Genomic DNA, 15,281 nt, shown 5'->3' on the forward strand with positions numbered 1-15,281 from the left:
TAAATTATAGATGATAGGGTTCGAAAGTAATTAATTCTTCGTTAACCCAATCATTAAGTTCTTGTAGCCGTTTCTGTAGGGGCATCAGTTCATTGCGGACAAAAACACGGCTAGCCTTCTCTACATCCCCAAATCCACCAACGTTATTAGGCATAATTCCCATCATCTGCGGCGGAACGCGGTGCGCTGCCATCATGTCATCGCGGCTCACATTCTTAATGTTCAGAAACTCATCCTTTGCCGCGACCTCAGACAACGGAATGATTTGAATGCCGTCCTTCTTGCCGTTCGGCGAGTACATAAACAGGTTGCGGAAGTTGCCGGGTCCCTTTGCGCTTTTCATGGCCTGGCGGATGTTGTTCACGTCCTCCTGATTCTGTGCGGCATCAGTCATATACATGATGAACCCAGCGTGACTGCCGTTGATGTAATACTTGCGGCGGAACAGGGTGGCGGACTCATTCAGCAGGGCGGAAGGGATGGCGGACAGGTATTCCGGCAGACCGTAAATTTCCTGGTTCAAATCCGGTTCCATCAGGTGAAAAATGCTGCCTTTAGTAAATTCATATGGCTGCGTGGTCATGCCGTACTGCACAAACCAGTAAGTGTCGAGGTCCAGACCTCGACGAGTATATTTCGCCAGTGATGGCTCCAGCGATAGAATACCGCCGAGGCGATTGGTACGCTTTTCCAGATAGGCGTTACCGAATACCAGATAGTCCTGCACAAAGCGGCTGAATGCCTGCTGGCTGAGCAACGGATGAGGGATAAACGTGCTGGTCAGAATATTGCGCTTAACTGCAATCGGTGAGCTGTGGTGCACTGCGGCACGGTAGGTGCGAGCCAGCCCGTCAAAACTAACCGGCGGTTCATACCATCTGTCCATCTGTACGCATTCCACATAGTCCAGCAGCTCGCGGCGGTCCAGCACTGGGATCGGATCGCCAAAGCTGAACGCTTCGGTGTGAGTTGTATTCTTCTGCTTTTCGATCTCCTGCACTGGCGCGGTGCTGGTCAGGGCGTCGTGTTCACTCATCAAAAAATCTCCACAATGTTGCTGGTATTGGCGGATTCGCCCTGTAGTGGTTCGTTAAACAGGGCGTGCATCGTTGCCCAGGCCAAATCTGCGTGGCTGGCTTCTTCGCTGCGGCTGGCTTCGTAGGTAGGACGGTTGCCGCTGGCGGTGGTGGCGCGGCGGATAGCCATAAAGGACTGCGCAATGTCGGTGTGCCCTGCGTCAAACTCCAGACGACGGTGGCTGATAATGTCGTACGCCTTGAGCACCAGGGCATTTTTGACGTTGGGGTTGTAGACAAACTCCCGCGCGGCAGGAAAGAACGCTTTTACGTTCTCATAAACACCGTGCCCGACGCCGGTCGAGTCGATGCCGATATAGGTCACGTTGTACTGCTGCGTCAGCCTTTTGATAGCGTCCGACTGGGCGCGAAAGTCCATCCCGCGCCACTGATGACGCTCCAGAATACGGAACTTCCCGCCCGGGACAGTTGGCGGTGCCATAACCACGCACCCGGCGCTGTCACCGTTCTGCGTACCTTTCGCCGGGTCGTAACCGATCCAGACTTCCCGCCAGCCAAACGGGCGCAGCGCCAGCGCCTGAAAATCGGTCCAGACTTCCCAACTGTCCACCATGCACGCCTGCAGCTCGCTGAGCGGGAATACTGACGCCAGATCGTCAATAAATTCGCACATCAGCAGGTTCTGGTATTCGTCCGGGCTGTACTCCATGCGCAGCTGGTCGAGGTCGAACAGGTTACAGCCGCCGCGCACCGCATCCTCCACGGTGACGATCTGGCGGTACTGTCCGTCAGGGCAGAGCAGGCCGTGCGCAAGGTTGCTGTGGGTCAGGTCAATATCCACCTTGTCCGCTTTGGCGCGGCCCCGGTTAAACAGTGCGCCGGACCAGAACGGATAGGCGCTGTGGGTCAGACTGGACGGCGTAGAGAAGTAGGTTTGTCGCCATTTCTTGTGAATGGCCATACCGGAGGCAACCTTGCGCAGCTCCTGGAATTTCGGTATCCAGAAATATTCATCAAGGTACAGGTTGCCGTGGTAGCTCTGCGCCGTACGGGCGTTGGTGCCGAGGAAGTACAATGCTGCGCCATTGGGGAGCACCATGGGATCGCCTTTCAGCTCCACCTCAACTTCTTTGGCAAAGTCGATGATGTACTGCTTAAAAACGTGCGCCTGTGCCTTACTGGCAGAAAGGAAAATCTGGTTGCGTCCGGTCAGCAGGGCGTCAATTAGTGCTTCACGGGCAAAATAAAACGTGGCGCCAATCTGGCGCGATTTGAGCAGATTGCGGATGCGGTTTGTTTTCCCGGCTTCAAACCAGTGACGCTGATAGTCGAACATAGAGGCGTGGAAGACTTCTTCCAGCTTTTCGATCTGTTCGTCGGTGAAAACGTTCTTTTCCGGCTGCCTGCGCGGACCTTTGTTACGGTTGGCTACTTTCGGGTTTAAATCTGCTTCGTTCCCGCCGTCGTTAAATTTGCCGATCCGGGCGTGGCGCTCTGACTGGCGCGCCAGCAGGTCAATTTCCTTGAAGTCTTTCCCTTCTTTCTGCTCCTTCATGATGAGCTGGCAGTAACGTGCGGCGGTGGTGAGCTGCATCTGATCAAGCGGCCCATAGTCGCCCCATTTATCGCGTTTTTTCCAGCTGTGAACGGTTGCAACTTTTTCGCCCAGCATTTCAGCAATGCGGGCTACGCGGTATCCCTGAAAGTACAGCAGCATGGCCTGCCGACGGGGATCGAGGTCTGCGGGGGTCAGTGTCGTGTTCATGGCCCAAACATACGGCCTTGGATGGCGGCTTTCCCCGGCTGCGGTTTGTGTGGTTTACCGTACAAATACAGTGCGTTGTCTCACTCCCCCCATCGCCGCAAACATAAGGCTCCAGTAAGTTATTTCTAACGGAGCATGGCTCATGACAGTGAAAGCAAAGCGTTTCCGTATTGGGGTGGAAGGTGCCACCACTGACGGGCGCGAGATCCAGCGTGAATGGCTGGTACAGATGGCTGCCAGCTACAACCCGACGGTCTATACCGCGCTGATTAACCTGGAGCACATCAAGTCTTATCTGCCGGACAGCACGTTTAACCGCTATGGCAGGGTGACGGGGCTGGTTGCAGAAGAAATCCAGGACGGCCCGCTGGCGGGCAAGATGGCACTTTATGCCGATATCGAACCCACTGACGCCCTGGTGGAACTGGTGAAAAAAGGCCAGAAGCTTTTCACCTCCATGGAGGTCAGCACGAAGTTTGCCGACACCGGCAAAGCCTACCTTGTGGGGCTGGGTGCGACAGACGATCCTGCGAGCCTTGGCACCGAAATGCTGGCTTTCAGCGCCAGCGCCGCACATAACCCGCTGGCAAACCGTAAGCAGAACCCTGAAAACCTGTTTTCGGAAGCGGTTGAAACGCTGATCGAACTGGAAGAAGCCCAGGACGAAAAGCCGTCCCTCTTTGCCCGCGTTACTGCGCTGTTCACCAAAAAAGAGCAGACCGACGATGCGCGTTTCTCAGACGTGCATAAAGCCGTGGAGCTGGTCGCTACTGAGCAGCAGATCCTGAGCGAGCGCACTGACAAATCCCTGTCCGAACAGGACCAGCGCCTTTCTGAGCTGGAGTCCTCCCTGCAGGAACAGCAGACCGCCTTTGCCGAGTTACAGCAGCAACTGAGCCGCGAAGACAGCCGCAAGGATTACCGCCAGCGCGCGCCGGGCGGTGACGCACCGGCAGGCACCCTGACCAATTGCTGATGGAGCATAAAACCCGATGAAAAAGAAAACCCGCTTTGCCTTTAACGCTTACCTGCAGCAACTGGCGCGCCTGAACGGTGTGGAGGTTGAAGAACTCTCCAGTAAGTTCACCGTTGAGCCGTCCGTGCAGCAGACGCTGGAAGACCAGATCCAGCAGTCCGCCGCTTTCCTGACGCTGATTAACATCACGCCGGTCACTGAGCAGTCAGGGCAGTTGCTGGGGTTGGGCGTGGGCAGCACCATTGCCGGAACCACCGATACCACCACCAAAGAGCGCGAGCCTACCGATCCGACGCTGATGGAAGACGTGGAATACAAATGCGAGCAGACCAACTTTGATACGGTACTGACCTACGCAAAACTGGACCTGTGGGCGAAATTCCAGGACTTCCAGGTGCGTATCCGCAACGCCATCGTCAAACGTCAGGCGCTGGACCGTATCATGATCGGCTTTAACGGCGTGAAGCGCGCCAAAACCTCCAGTCGTGCTGAAAACCCGCTGCTGCAGGACGTCAATAAAGGCTGGTTACAGAAAATCCGCGAAGACGCGCCGGATCATGTTATGGGCAGCAAAACCGCCGAAGATGGCACCACTACTGCAGAGCCGGTAAAAGTTGGTCCGGGTGGCAAGTACGTAAATCTGGATGCGGTGGTGATGGATGCCGTTAACGAGCTGATCGATGTCGAGTATCAGGATGATGACGAGCTGGTTGTTGTCTGTGGTCGTGAACTGCTGGCTGACAAGTATTTCCCGCTGGTCAACAAAGAGCAGGACAACAGCGAAAAAATCTCTGCCGATCTGATTATCAGCCAGAAACGCATGGGTGGCCTGCAGGCCGTGCGTGCGCCTTTCTTCCCGGCAAATGCCCTGCTGATCACCCGTCTGGATAACCTGTCCATCTACTGGCAGGAAGACACCCGCCGTCGTTCCGTTATCGACAACCCGAAACGTGACCGGATTGAAAACTTTGAATCCGTCAACGAGGCGTATGTGGTCGAGGACTACCGTTGCTCGGCACTGGTGGAAAACATCGAAATCGGTGATTTCACCCCGCCTGCAGCAGAAACAGGAAACGGGGAGTAACGCATGAGCCTGAGTCCCGCACGGCAACACCGCCTGCGCATTCAGGCCGAACAGGCCGCCCGTGAGGGCGGCAGTGTTCGCCATGCGTCGGGTTATGACCTGATGCTGCTGCAACTGGCAGAAGATCGCCGCCGCCTCAAGGGCGTCCAGTCCACGGTGAAAAAGGCGGAAATCAAGGTGGAGCTGCTGCCGAAATATTCTGCCTGGGCGGAGGGCGTGCTGGCTGTCGGAGGTACACAACAGGATGACGTGCTGATGTACGTGATGTTGTGGCGTATTGACGCCGGTGATTATGTCGGTGCGCTGGAAATCGGGCGTCATGCGCTGCGCCATGGCTGGGTGATGCCGCTGGGCAACCGTAACGTGCAGACCGTGCTGGCAGAAGAAATGGCAGACGCGGCGCAAAGCGCTCTGCTTGCCGCTGCCGGTTTTGATGCCGATCTGCTTCTGCAGACGCTGGACCTGACAACCGATCTGGATATGCCGGACCAGTCGCGGGCGCGCCTGCATAAAGCCATCGGCGCTGTACTGAGCGAAAGCAACCCGGCGTCTGCCCTGAATCACCTTACCCATGCGCTGCAGCTTGATCCCCGCTGCGGTGTGAAAAAAGAAAAGCAGCAGCTGGAGCGCAGACTGCGCAACGACAACCGCTGCGCAGGCCAAGTTATTTAGCCAGGCGAAAACCCGCGTACAGGAACTGCAGCAGACATACAACGGTCTGTTGGGTTCGGTACAAAGACAGCGGCAGGCGCTGAAAGAATCTGGGATCGATACTAAACAGTTAAGTAGCGCACAGCGGGAGCTGCGGAAAAATGCAGATGAAACAAGGCAGGCTCTGGAGCGTCAGCAGAAATCCCTGAAACGTCTGGGCGAACAGCAGGCGAAAATGAATGCTGTCCGTGAGCAGTATTCCCGCCGTCTTGAGGTTCGTGATCGCATTGCGGGCGCTGGGGCGACCACGGCAGCCGCCGGTGCTGCGATGGGTGCGCCGGTTGTGGCGGCGGTCAGGAGCTATGCCAGCATGGAAGATGCCATGAAAGGCGTGGCAAAACAGGTCAATGGCCTGCGGGACGACAACGGCAACCGCACAAAGCAGTTTTATGAAATGCAGGACGCCATCAAAGCTGCCAGTGAACAGTTGCCGATGGAGAATGGCGCGATTGACTACGCAGCACTGGTTGAGGGTGGCGCCCGCATGGGCGTGACCAATCAGGATGATCCGTTTGAGGACCAGAAGCGCGATTTACTGGCCTTTGCCTCAACGGCAGCGAAAGCGGCAACCGCTTTTGAACTGCCCGCCGATGAACTGGCGGAGGGGCTGGGGAAAATTGCGCAGTTGTATAAAGTGCCGACGCGCAATATTGAGCAGCTGGGCGATGCGCTGAACTACCTGGACGATAACGCCATGTCAAAGGGCGGCGACATTATCAACGTCCTGCAGCGCATGGGGGGCGTAGCTGACCGCCTCGACTTCCGCAAAGCGGCGGCGCTGGGTTCAACCTTCCTTTCTCTGGGCGCTGCGCCTGAAATTGCCGCCAGCGCTTCCAATGCCATGGTGCGCGAACTGTCCATTGCCACAATGCAAAGTAAGCGCTTCTTTGAAGGTATGGACCTGCTGAAACTCGATCCGGAAGAGATTGAAAAGCAGATGACCAAAGATGCCATGGGCACTATTCAGCACGTGCTGCAGAAGGTTAACAGCCTGCCGAAAGACAAACGTCTGTCTGCAATGACGATGATTTTTGGTAAGGAGTTTGGGGATGATGCGGCAAAGCTGGCTAACAACCTGCCGGAGCTGCAGCGCCAGCTTGAACTCACATCAGGCAGTGGTGCTAATGGCTCCATGCAGAAAGAATCCGACATTAACAAGGATTCATTGTCCGCGCAGTGGTTGCTGGTTAAGACGGGCGCACAGAATGCTTTCAGTAGCCTGGGGGAAACCCTGCGGCAGCCACTGATGGACATTATGTCCATGGTTAAGAACGTGACCGGGGCGCTGCGGCGCTGGGTTGAACAGAATCCTGTGCTGGCTGGCACGCTGATGAAAGTGGTTGCAGCCACGGCAGCGATCACTGTTGGGCTGGGCACGCTTGCGGTGGCGGTGGCTGCAGTGCTGGGGCCGATTGCGGTGATTCGGTTCGCGTTGTCGATGCTGGCGGTTAAGGCGTTACCTTCTGCCGCTGCAGCGACGACCCGCACCGGCGGCGTGCTGCGTTTACTGGTTTCTGGCCCGCTGGCGTTACTCCGTGTGGCGCTGTTCACCGTGGGGAGTTTGCTTGGGGCGCTGCTGAGTCCGATCGGCCTGGTTGTGGCGGCGCTGGCTGGGGTGGCACTGGTGGTCTGGAAATACTGGCAGCCTATCAGCGCCTTTCTGGGGGGCGTGGTGGAAGGGTTTAAAGTGGCAGCTGCGCCAATTCTGACAGCATTTGCGCCATTAATGCCCATCTTTCAATGGGTAGGGGATAAGGTCCGGGAGCTATGGGGGTGGTTCACTAATCTGCTGACGCCGGTCAAATCGACGGCGGCAGAGCTGCAGAACGCGTCATCAATGGGGCGGTTGTTCGGGGAGATGCTGGCGGAAGGGCTGAACATGGCGCTGCATCCGCTGGAGTCTCTGAAATCCGGCGTGGTCTGGTTGCTTGAAAAGCTGGGCCTGGTCAATAAGGAGGCAGCCAGCACCCGGTTGCCAAATCAGACGCCTGCCACGGTAGGCGGTAACGGCAGCGTGATGTTACCGCCCGGCGGGTTCCCGGCTTACGCGGGGATGTACGACACGGGCGGGAGCATTCCACGCGGGCAGTTTGGCATTGTTGGAGAAAATGGCCCTGAAATTGTGAACGGACCGGCAAATGTCACCAGCAGGCGGCGTACTGCTGCGCTGGCCTCTGTCGTTGCAGGCGTGATGGGGGTAGCTGCTACACCTGCAGAAGCGGCTCCGCTTCATCCGTTCAGTCTGCCTGCCAGGGCATACCAGACGCAGCCAGTTAAGGCTGACAGCCCGCCGTCAGTTATTCGTTATGAGATAAATGCGCCTATTCATATTGTCGCGCAGCCGGGACAGAGTGCGCAGGATATTGCCCGTGAAGTGGCACGCCAGCTTGACGAGCGGGAACGTAGGGCCAGGGCAAAAGCGCGGAGCAATTTCAGCGATCAGGGGGGGTATGAGTCATGATGATGGTGCTGGGTTTATATGTATTTATGTTGCGCACAGTCCCTTATCAGGAGCTTCAGTATCAGCGTAGCTGGCGACATGCAGCCAACAGCCGGGTGAACCGCCGCCCGTCAACGCAGTTTCTTGGCCCGGATAATGATTCACTGACACTGTCCGGGGTTCTGCTGCCGGAAGTAACCGGAGGCAGGTTGTCAATGCTGGCGCTGGAGTTGATGGCAGAGCAGGGCAAAGCCTGGCCTTTGATTGAAGGCAGCGGAACCATTTACGGCATGTTTGTTATTGAAAGTCTGAGCCAGACAAAGACAGAGTTTTTTGCAAGCGGAATGCCCAGGCGCATTGAGTTTACGATCACCCTCAAACGGATTGATGAGTCGCTGTCTGACATGTTCGGGAGTCTGAGTGACCAGCTCAGCAACCTGCAGGACTCTGCCGCCTCTGCTATTGGGGGGATTAAAAACACGGTTGGAGGATTGCTGCAGTGAACGTTAATTCTGATCTCCTGAATGTGAACAGTAAAAGCCCGGCATTCAGTGTCGTCATTGAAGGTAAGGACGTGACGACCGTGTTGGATACCCGCCTGATGAGTCTGACGCTGACGGATAACCGGGGCTTTGAAGCGGACCAGCTTGATCTGGAGCTGGACGACGCCGACGGTCTGATTGCGCTGCCGCGACGTGGGGCAGTGATTCAGCTGGCGCTGGGCTGGAAAGGCCAGCCGCTTTTCCCTAAAGGGGCTTTTACCGTGGATGAAATTGAACACAGCGGAGCCCCTGACCGGCTGACCATCCGGGCGCGTAGCGCAGATTTCCGTGAAACCCTCAATACACGGCGCGAAAAATCATGGCATCAGACAACGGTGGGGGAGGTGGTAAAGGAAATCGCCGCCAGGCACAACCTAAAAGTGGCGCTGGGTAAAGACCTGACGGATAAGGCGCTGGATCATCAGGACCAGACCAATGAAAGCGATGCAAGTTTTCTGATGAAACTGGCGAGACAGTATGGGGCGATTGCTTCCGTTAAGGACGGGAATCTGCTGTTTATCCGGCAGGGACAAGGAAGAACGGCAAGCGGCAAGCCGCTGCCGGTTATCACCATCACGCGTAAAGCCGGTGACAATCATCGGTTCACCCTTGCTGATCGTGGTGCCTATACCGGTGTTATTGCCAGTTGGTTGCATACGCGTGAACCCAGGAAAAAAGAGACAACCAGTGTTAAACGTCGTCGAAAGAAAACCACCACACCCAAAGAGCCGGAAGCAAAACAGGGCGATTATCTGGTGGGAACGGATGAAAACGTGCTGGTTCTTAATCGTACCTACGCCAACCGGAGCAATGCAGAGCGCGCAGCAAAAATGCAGTGGGAACGTCTGCAGCGTGGGGTTGCTTCATTTTCCCTGCAGCTCGCTGAGGGGCGGGCTGATCTCTATACGGAAATGCCGGTGAAGGTTACAGGGTTTAAACAGCCGATCGATGATGCAGAATGGGCCATTACCACCCTGACACATTCTGTCAGCCCGGATAATGGATTTACGACCAGCATGGAGCTTGAAGTAAAGATTGATGATCTTGAAATTGAATAATTGGTTCTCAATATTGAATAATATTGTATCATTATTGCGACTACGGCAAGAGTGGTGGGATAACAGCGATGATGAACTGTCCAGAGTGCGGTCATGCAGCACATACCAGAAGCAGCTTTCAGGTATCAGCTACGACAAAAGAACGTTACAACCAGTGCCAAAATATAAATTGTGGCTGTACGTTCGTTACTCATGAAACGTTTGTACGGCACATTATAAAACCGAATCTAATTTCTTCTGCGCCGCCACATCCTGGAAAAGGTGGTCAAGGCCACATGAGTTTCTGAACAGAACCCGCTTTAATGGCGGGTTTTTTGTTGCCGCCAGTCCGACACTCTGTCGCCATTTTGCCGCCACTACCAAAGAAAAAGGGGCTACGTTTTCACGTAACCCCTTGTTTTATTTGGTGGAGCTGGCGGGAGTTGAACCCGCGTCCGAAATTCCTACATCCTCGGTACTACATGCTTAGTCAGTCTTTACATTCGCCTGGCACCTGCGGACAGACACGCCACTACCAGACTAGCCTGATTAGTTTTAACGCTTCAACCCCAGGCAGGGCATCCACGCGATCTCTTTTGGGTTTGACCTCTCTTTGATCCCCGTCTTAAGAGCGGAAGCTAGGGAGAGAGGGCTCAGAGCAGGTTATTAAGCTGCTAAAGCGTAGTTTTCGTCGTTTGCGACTATTTTTTTGCGGCTTTTTACGAGGCCAACCGCCCCTCGGCATGCACCTTGGGTTTCGCGAATCCCGTCGAATCCAGAATCAGCCCCAATGTGTTGTAGTAAGTATATCAGACTTGTGACACACGTGACCAGCCCCCACAACCCTTTAACCGCAAGGATTTACCGCTCGCGCAATGCTTCTTTTGCACGATTAAATGGTTTGATTAAATAGTCGACGATGGTTTTTTCACCTGTTTTTATATCCACAGTGGCAATCATGCCCGGTACGATAGAAAAATGGCGTCCCAGCTTGTTCTGCAAAAAGTCCTGATGGGTACGTATAAAAACACGGTAGTAGAAGATCTCCGGCTTCACTTTGTCCTGAATGGTATCTGGGGAGATGGTTTCGACCACGCCCTCCAGCCCTCCGTAAATGGCGTAGTCATAGGCAGTAATCTTTACCAGTGCCCGCTGTCCTGGGTGGATAAACGCGATATCGCGCGGTGACAGGCGGGTTTCAATCAGCAAATGATCGTCTACCGGGACAATCTCCATCATTTCGCCGTTAGGGGGGATAACGCCGCCAATCGTGGTGACCTGAATATTTTTTACGATACCGCGCATCGGGGCGCGAACGGTCAGGCGGGTGACGGAATCTTCTCGACCTTTTAAGATGGCCGCCAGCATATCTACTTCGGCGTTGGCCTTCGACAGCGCTTCTCGCGCCTGCACGTAATATTGCGAGCGCAGGTCGGTTATTTTGAGTCCAAGATCGCTTTTTTGTCGTTGCAGGCGCAGTACTTCCACATGGCTGGCGGCACCGCTTTTCTCCAGCCGTTGGGTGATCGCCAGTTCTTTGTTCACGGATACCAGCGCACCCTGTAGTTCCACCATCGAATCGGCAAGCTGTGCCCGGCGACTTTTATATAACCGGGTTTCAGAGGCGATAAGTTCCGGCCAGGCCTGCAGCAAGCTGGGGAACGTTAGCTGCAAATCGTTGACTTCGGCATTCAGTCTGGCGCTTGATGCTAAAGATGCACGGTATCGGGCGGCACTTTCACCCACGTTGGATTCAGAACGCGTTGGGTCGAGGCGGGCGACAATCTGGTTGGCCTGAACTTTATCACCTTCGTGCACGCTGAGTTCGGCGAGGATCCCACCGTCAAGCGACTGCAATACCTGTTCGCGAGAGCTGGGGATCACTTTCCCACTGCCAGTAGAGACTTCATCCAGCTTACCGAAATACGCCCATCCCCCCAGGATGACAAAAAGCAGTGTGCTGAGCAGAATAATGCGACTGGCGCCGGAAAAACGGTATTCCTGGCGGATATCGAGATCGTCCATGGCGGCGTCATGCGGATTGGTTTTCATTTTTCCACTCCCGAGCGTGAGTCTGTGCAGGTGCCCGATTTGCATTTAGCGCCTGCGCTTTTGGGGCATCCATGACCAGCTGACCTTCTTTGATCACCACCACGCGCTCGACCAGCTCCAGAACCGGAACGCGATGTGTGGCGACAATCAGTGTGCGGTTGCCCAGCCACTGGTTTAACCGTTGTATAAATTCCCGTTCGGTGTGTTCATCCAGCGAGGCACTGGGTTCGTCGAGCAGGACGATATTGGGCGAACGCAGTAACATTCTTGCGAGCAGAATCGACTGGCGCTGCCCGCCGGAAAGCCCATTACCGCCCTCCATAATGGGATGCGCCAGCCCTTTGGCGAGCTGTTTGACGAATGCAGACGCGCCACTGACTTCCAGCGCTTCGAATATCTGCGTGTCGCTGGCATGGGGTGCGCCGAGTGTCAGATTCTCGCGTAATGTACCGAAAAAAAGCCGAGCGTTCTGGCTGAGAAAGCCGATATTACGGCGTAAATCAGCCATATCAATTTGTGCCAGGCTTAGGTTATCGAGTCGGACATCACCCTGAATAATCTCTACGCCGCCCGCCATAGCCTGTAACAGGGTTGATTTACCCGCGCCGTTACGCCCGAGAATAGCAATCCGCTCCCCGGGCATCACTTCCAGACGCGAGATGCGTAACGGTACGCACTGGTCGTCACTGTGATAGCGAAAGTGCGCATTTTCAAACAGATAGTGGCCACGGAAGATTTCCTGGTGTACCCGGTCTTCATCGTGCTGCGTCTCGGTGGGAAGTTGCATAATGCTGTCCAGCCCCATTTTGGCGGCTTTGACCTGCTGCCAGCGTGCCAGCACACCACACAGGTTAGCCATCGGGGCGATCATCCTTGATCCGAGCATCGAGGCGGCCACCACTGCCCCGGTGGTCATCGTGCCTTCAATCACCATGGGCGCACCGAACATAATGATGGCGGCGTAAACCAGGCTTTGTACCGACATCCCCCAGCCGATCAGCCCCTGGGTAAGCTTGCGTGTGCGTAGTCCGGACTCGCCAGTAATGCGGATATAGCTGTTCCATTGCTGTAAAAAGCGGTTCTCCGCCTGCATTAGCTTGATATCTTCCAGCCCCTGAACGCTTTCGACCAGCACCGCGTTGCGCAGAGTGGATTCATGTGCGGCCTGGTTAGCAAGCACCGCCAGTTTTTTCTGTAATAACAGCCCCGGCAGAATCATCAGAATGGCAGCGACTGGGGCTATCCACGCCAGCGGCGGAGCAATGCACGCCAGGACGACAATAAACAGCAGGAAAAACGGCAGGTCGACGATGGTCGACAGGGTTGAGGAGGTGATCATCTCCCGGATCTGCTCCAGTTCGCGGAGTTGGGAAATAAAACTCCCTGTCGAGCGGGGAACCGCGCTATTGCGCAACCGCAGGGCGTGGCTGAACACGCGATCGGAAATACGCATGTCTGCGCGTTTACCGAGTCGATCCATAATGTGGGTACGTGCTTCGCGAAGCAAAAAGCCAAACAATACCGCGACCAGGACGCCGGTCGAGAGAACATAGAGAGTCGGATACGACTGGGCGGGGATCACCCGGTCGTAAACCTGCATTGAAAAAATGATTCCGGAGAGCGACAGGACGTTAATCAGAAACGCAGCAATCATAACGGGCAGGTAAGGGCGGATATCCTGCAAAACCAGCTCGCGTATCCAGTCGGGTTTAAAGCGCGAAATATAGCGTTCAACCCGACTGTCTTTTAACGCCGATAACGGGCGCAGTGCGGTGATAGCATGGATTTCTGGCAGAAGCTCTGCCACCGCCAGCCGGTTGCGTTGTCCCTCGCCGGCAATGATAAAGACATCCAGTGTGTCTTCACCGTTGAAATGTTCTATCACCATGATTTGGCCGTCGTGCAGTTCTGCCACCACTGGCAAACGCCATTGGTTAAGTACCTGCTTTGCGGTGTCCAGTGCATGAAAGGACAGTCCCGCCTGGCGCGCTAATTGCGTCAAAGCAAGGGTTTTGCTTTTCCCCTCGAACCATGGGGCGTTGGCCTGGATAGCGCCAGGCGAGCAAGTAAGGCGATAGTGTCTGGCAATGTGGGTAACGGCCTGCGCCCACTGGCTCAGGGCGGGTTCGCCAATCGCATCTTCAACAACCGTTTCGACGTCGCTCATAGCTGGATCTCCACCGATTGAATGCTGCGGTTATTTAAGGCGAACGCCTGGCGCAACGATCCGGTGTTGTAGAGGCAGTTCAGTTGTAGCTGGCGAAGCTGGCTTTGGGTCTGGAGTTCGGCAAAACGGGCCTGGTACACTTCCTGTTCGGCGTTAAGAACATCAAGTAATGGGCGTGAGCCGAGATCCAGATACTGCTGTTGATACAGTTCACGAGTGCGTTCGCTCAGCCGCTGCTGGCGGCGCAGGATCTGCAATGCAGTAGCGAGACTCATTGCCTGGCTGCGGGATTCCAGTAATTTCTGCCGTACTTCAAGTCGGGTGCGCTGAATAGAGTACTGTGCGGACTCTACCGCGTGGCTGGCGGCGTTGCGCCGGGCGGTGAGACCGCCGCCCTGATACAGCGGCATTTCGACTTTGACCCACGCGGAGTACTGTGTTTTGTCGAGCACCTCATGGCTGGGGTATTTGTCGTTGAGATAGTGTTGAACAGATGGCTCCAGGGAAATGGTTGGCGTCATCTGTGCGTTGGCGTAATCCAGATTTGCCTGTGCGACGTTCGCCTGCGCCCAGGCCGCCAGCACTGCAGGAACTAACTTATCCTCCGGTTTTACGACATCGCAACTGCTGTCCAGTTTTACCGGAAACTCATTGCTGATGCCGTTAAGTGAGCGCCAGCCGAGATAGCTCATCAATGTCGCTTTGCTACTGTCGAGATTGGCCTGATATTGCGCCAGCTGTGAACGAGCAGACTCAATACGCGCATCGGTTTGTACTACGTCAGACAGCGAGGTCGCCCCTTCATCATTACGTTCTCTGGTTAGCCGACCAATACCGTTTAGCGCGAACAGTTGCTCTTCGGCGGCATCCACCATCTGTTGCCATGTCTGAACCTGGACGAGGGCATTGGCGGTGGCGTGGGCGACAGTATCGATGCTGAGTAACACGTTTGCCTGTTGTTGTGCCGAACCGGCGGTTTCGGCGCGTACCTGGCTTGCGACTTTGCCGAAGTCATACAGCATTTGTGACACCGAAATGACCAGTGCAGGGCTGAAGCCATGGTCGGTGTAGGTATTGCTGTAGCCGTTGTTCATTCCGGCTGTAACTTGCGGATAATATTTCGCTTTCGCCACGTCTATCTGCTCATTTTGCGAGAGCAGTTTGCCAATGGACTCACGAATAGAAGGATGCCAGCTCACGGCGCGGCTCACCGCGTTGTTAAGTGTCAGGCTTCCGGGAGCGGCAACGCTTAGCGGTAGATCGGCCACAGAGCCATCCAGAGAGGGAAGCATCTGACGGGTTGCCAGCCCTTCCGGCGTAATAATTTGCGGTTCATCTTCGGCATTCGCACGAACGGAACAGAACGTTAATGCCAGCAGTACAGCGACAGGGGCGACATTTCTCATGGTTTATCCCTTGTAAAATAGGGCAGTGACGACTGTTATTGCCCCGGACGTCATGGCATCCGGG

General features: G+C 55.4%; 11 protein-coding genes, 1 other RNA gene and 1 pseudogene. 7 read left to right on the plus strand and 6 right to left on the minus strand.

The genetic code is table 11. The features are described from left to right. Positions 1-4: 4 nt before the first annotated feature. Together OGX95_RS18330 and OGX95_RS18335 are read right to left on the minus strand one after the other, a co-directional pair. Complete coding sequence (locus tag OGX95_RS18330) at positions 5-1,036, minus strand: phage portal protein (RefSeq protein ID WP_286630506.1); 1,032 nt, start codon at positions 1,034-1,036, stop codon at positions 5-7. Next, positions 1,036-2,802, minus strand: coding sequence for a terminase ATPase subunit family protein (locus OGX95_RS18335; RefSeq protein ID WP_286630507.1), 1,767 nt, complete (start codon positions 2,800-2,802; stop codon positions 1,036-1,038). The genes OGX95_RS18330 and OGX95_RS18335 overlap by 1 nt, the downstream gene beginning before the upstream one ends. Positions 2,803-2,944: 142 nt before the next feature. Between OGX95_RS18335 and OGX95_RS18340 the strand changes: the two genes are divergently transcribed. The 7 genes and pseudogenes from OGX95_RS18340 to OGX95_RS18370 all read left to right on the plus strand — a co-directional run bounded on the left by OGX95_RS18340 (position 2,945) and on the right by OGX95_RS18370 (position 9,900). Then, complete coding sequence (locus OGX95_RS18340; RefSeq protein ID WP_079939219.1) at positions 2,945-3,778, plus strand: GPO family capsid scaffolding protein; 834 nt, start codon at positions 2,945-2,947, stop codon at positions 3,776-3,778. Positions 3,779-3,794: 16 nt separating this feature from the next. Beyond that, on the plus strand, positions 3,795-4,862 hold the full coding sequence (locus OGX95_RS18345; protein ID WP_286630508.1) for a phage major capsid protein, P2 family: 1,068 nt from the start codon (positions 3,795-3,797) through the stop codon (positions 4,860-4,862). A gap of 3 nt (positions 4,863-4,865) precedes the next feature. Beyond that, on the plus strand, positions 4,866-5,534 hold the full coding sequence (gpM, locus tag OGX95_RS18350) for a phage terminase small subunit (protein WP_286630509.1): 669 nt from the start codon (positions 4,866-4,868) through the stop codon (positions 5,532-5,534). Further along, positions 5,509-8,034: pseudogene (locus OGX95_RS18355) on the plus strand (phage tail tape measure protein); the annotation flags it as partial. The gene gpM and the pseudogene OGX95_RS18355, both read left to right, overlap by 26 nt. Continuing rightward, positions 8,031-8,516, plus strand: coding sequence for a phage tail protein (locus OGX95_RS18360; RefSeq protein WP_286630510.1), 486 nt, complete (start codon positions 8,031-8,033; stop codon positions 8,514-8,516). The pseudogene OGX95_RS18355 and the gene OGX95_RS18360, both read left to right, overlap by 4 nt. Then, positions 8,513-9,613 carry a phage late control D family protein gene (locus OGX95_RS18365; protein WP_286630511.1) on the plus strand — a complete coding sequence of 367 codons (1,101 nt, stop codon included), beginning with the start codon at positions 8,513-8,515 and terminating at the stop codon, positions 9,611-9,613. The genes OGX95_RS18360 and OGX95_RS18365 overlap by 4 nt, the downstream gene beginning before the upstream one ends. 68 nt (positions 9,614-9,681) lie before the next feature. Next, a complete protein-coding gene (locus OGX95_RS18370; protein ID WP_000980498.1) occupies positions 9,682-9,900 on the plus strand; it encodes an ogr/Delta-like zinc finger family protein in 219 nt (72 codons plus the stop codon). 117 nt (positions 9,901-10,017) lie between these two features. Here the strand turns inward: OGX95_RS18370 and ssrA are convergent. From ssrA to OGX95_RS18390, 4 genes are all read right to left on the minus strand, one after another. After that, positions 10,018-10,381, minus strand: a transfer-messenger RNA (tmRNA) gene (gene ssrA, locus OGX95_RS18375). 72 nt (positions 10,382-10,453) lie between these two features. Continuing rightward, the gene (locus tag OGX95_RS18380) at positions 10,454-11,617 is read right to left on the minus strand and encodes a beta-barrel domain-containing protein (protein WP_286630527.1); all 1,164 of its coding nucleotides are present in this window, start codon (positions 11,615-11,617) and stop codon (positions 10,454-10,456) included. 7 nt (positions 11,618-11,624) lie between these two features. Then, complete coding sequence (locus OGX95_RS18385; protein ID WP_286630512.1) at positions 11,625-13,811, minus strand: type I secretion system permease/ATPase; 2,187 nt, start codon at positions 13,809-13,811, stop codon at positions 11,625-11,627. Further along, entirely contained in the window at positions 13,808-15,217 is a 1,410-nt protein-coding gene (locus tag OGX95_RS18390; RefSeq protein ID WP_286630513.1) for a TolC family outer membrane protein, read from the minus strand. Before OGX95_RS18390 ends, OGX95_RS18385 begins: the two co-directional genes overlap by 4 nt. Positions 15,218-15,281: the final 64 nt, after the last annotated feature.

The organism is Citrobacter sp. Cu233, from assembly GCF_030332225.1.
Lineage (GTDB): Bacteria > Pseudomonadota > Gammaproteobacteria > Enterobacterales > Enterobacteriaceae > Citrobacter.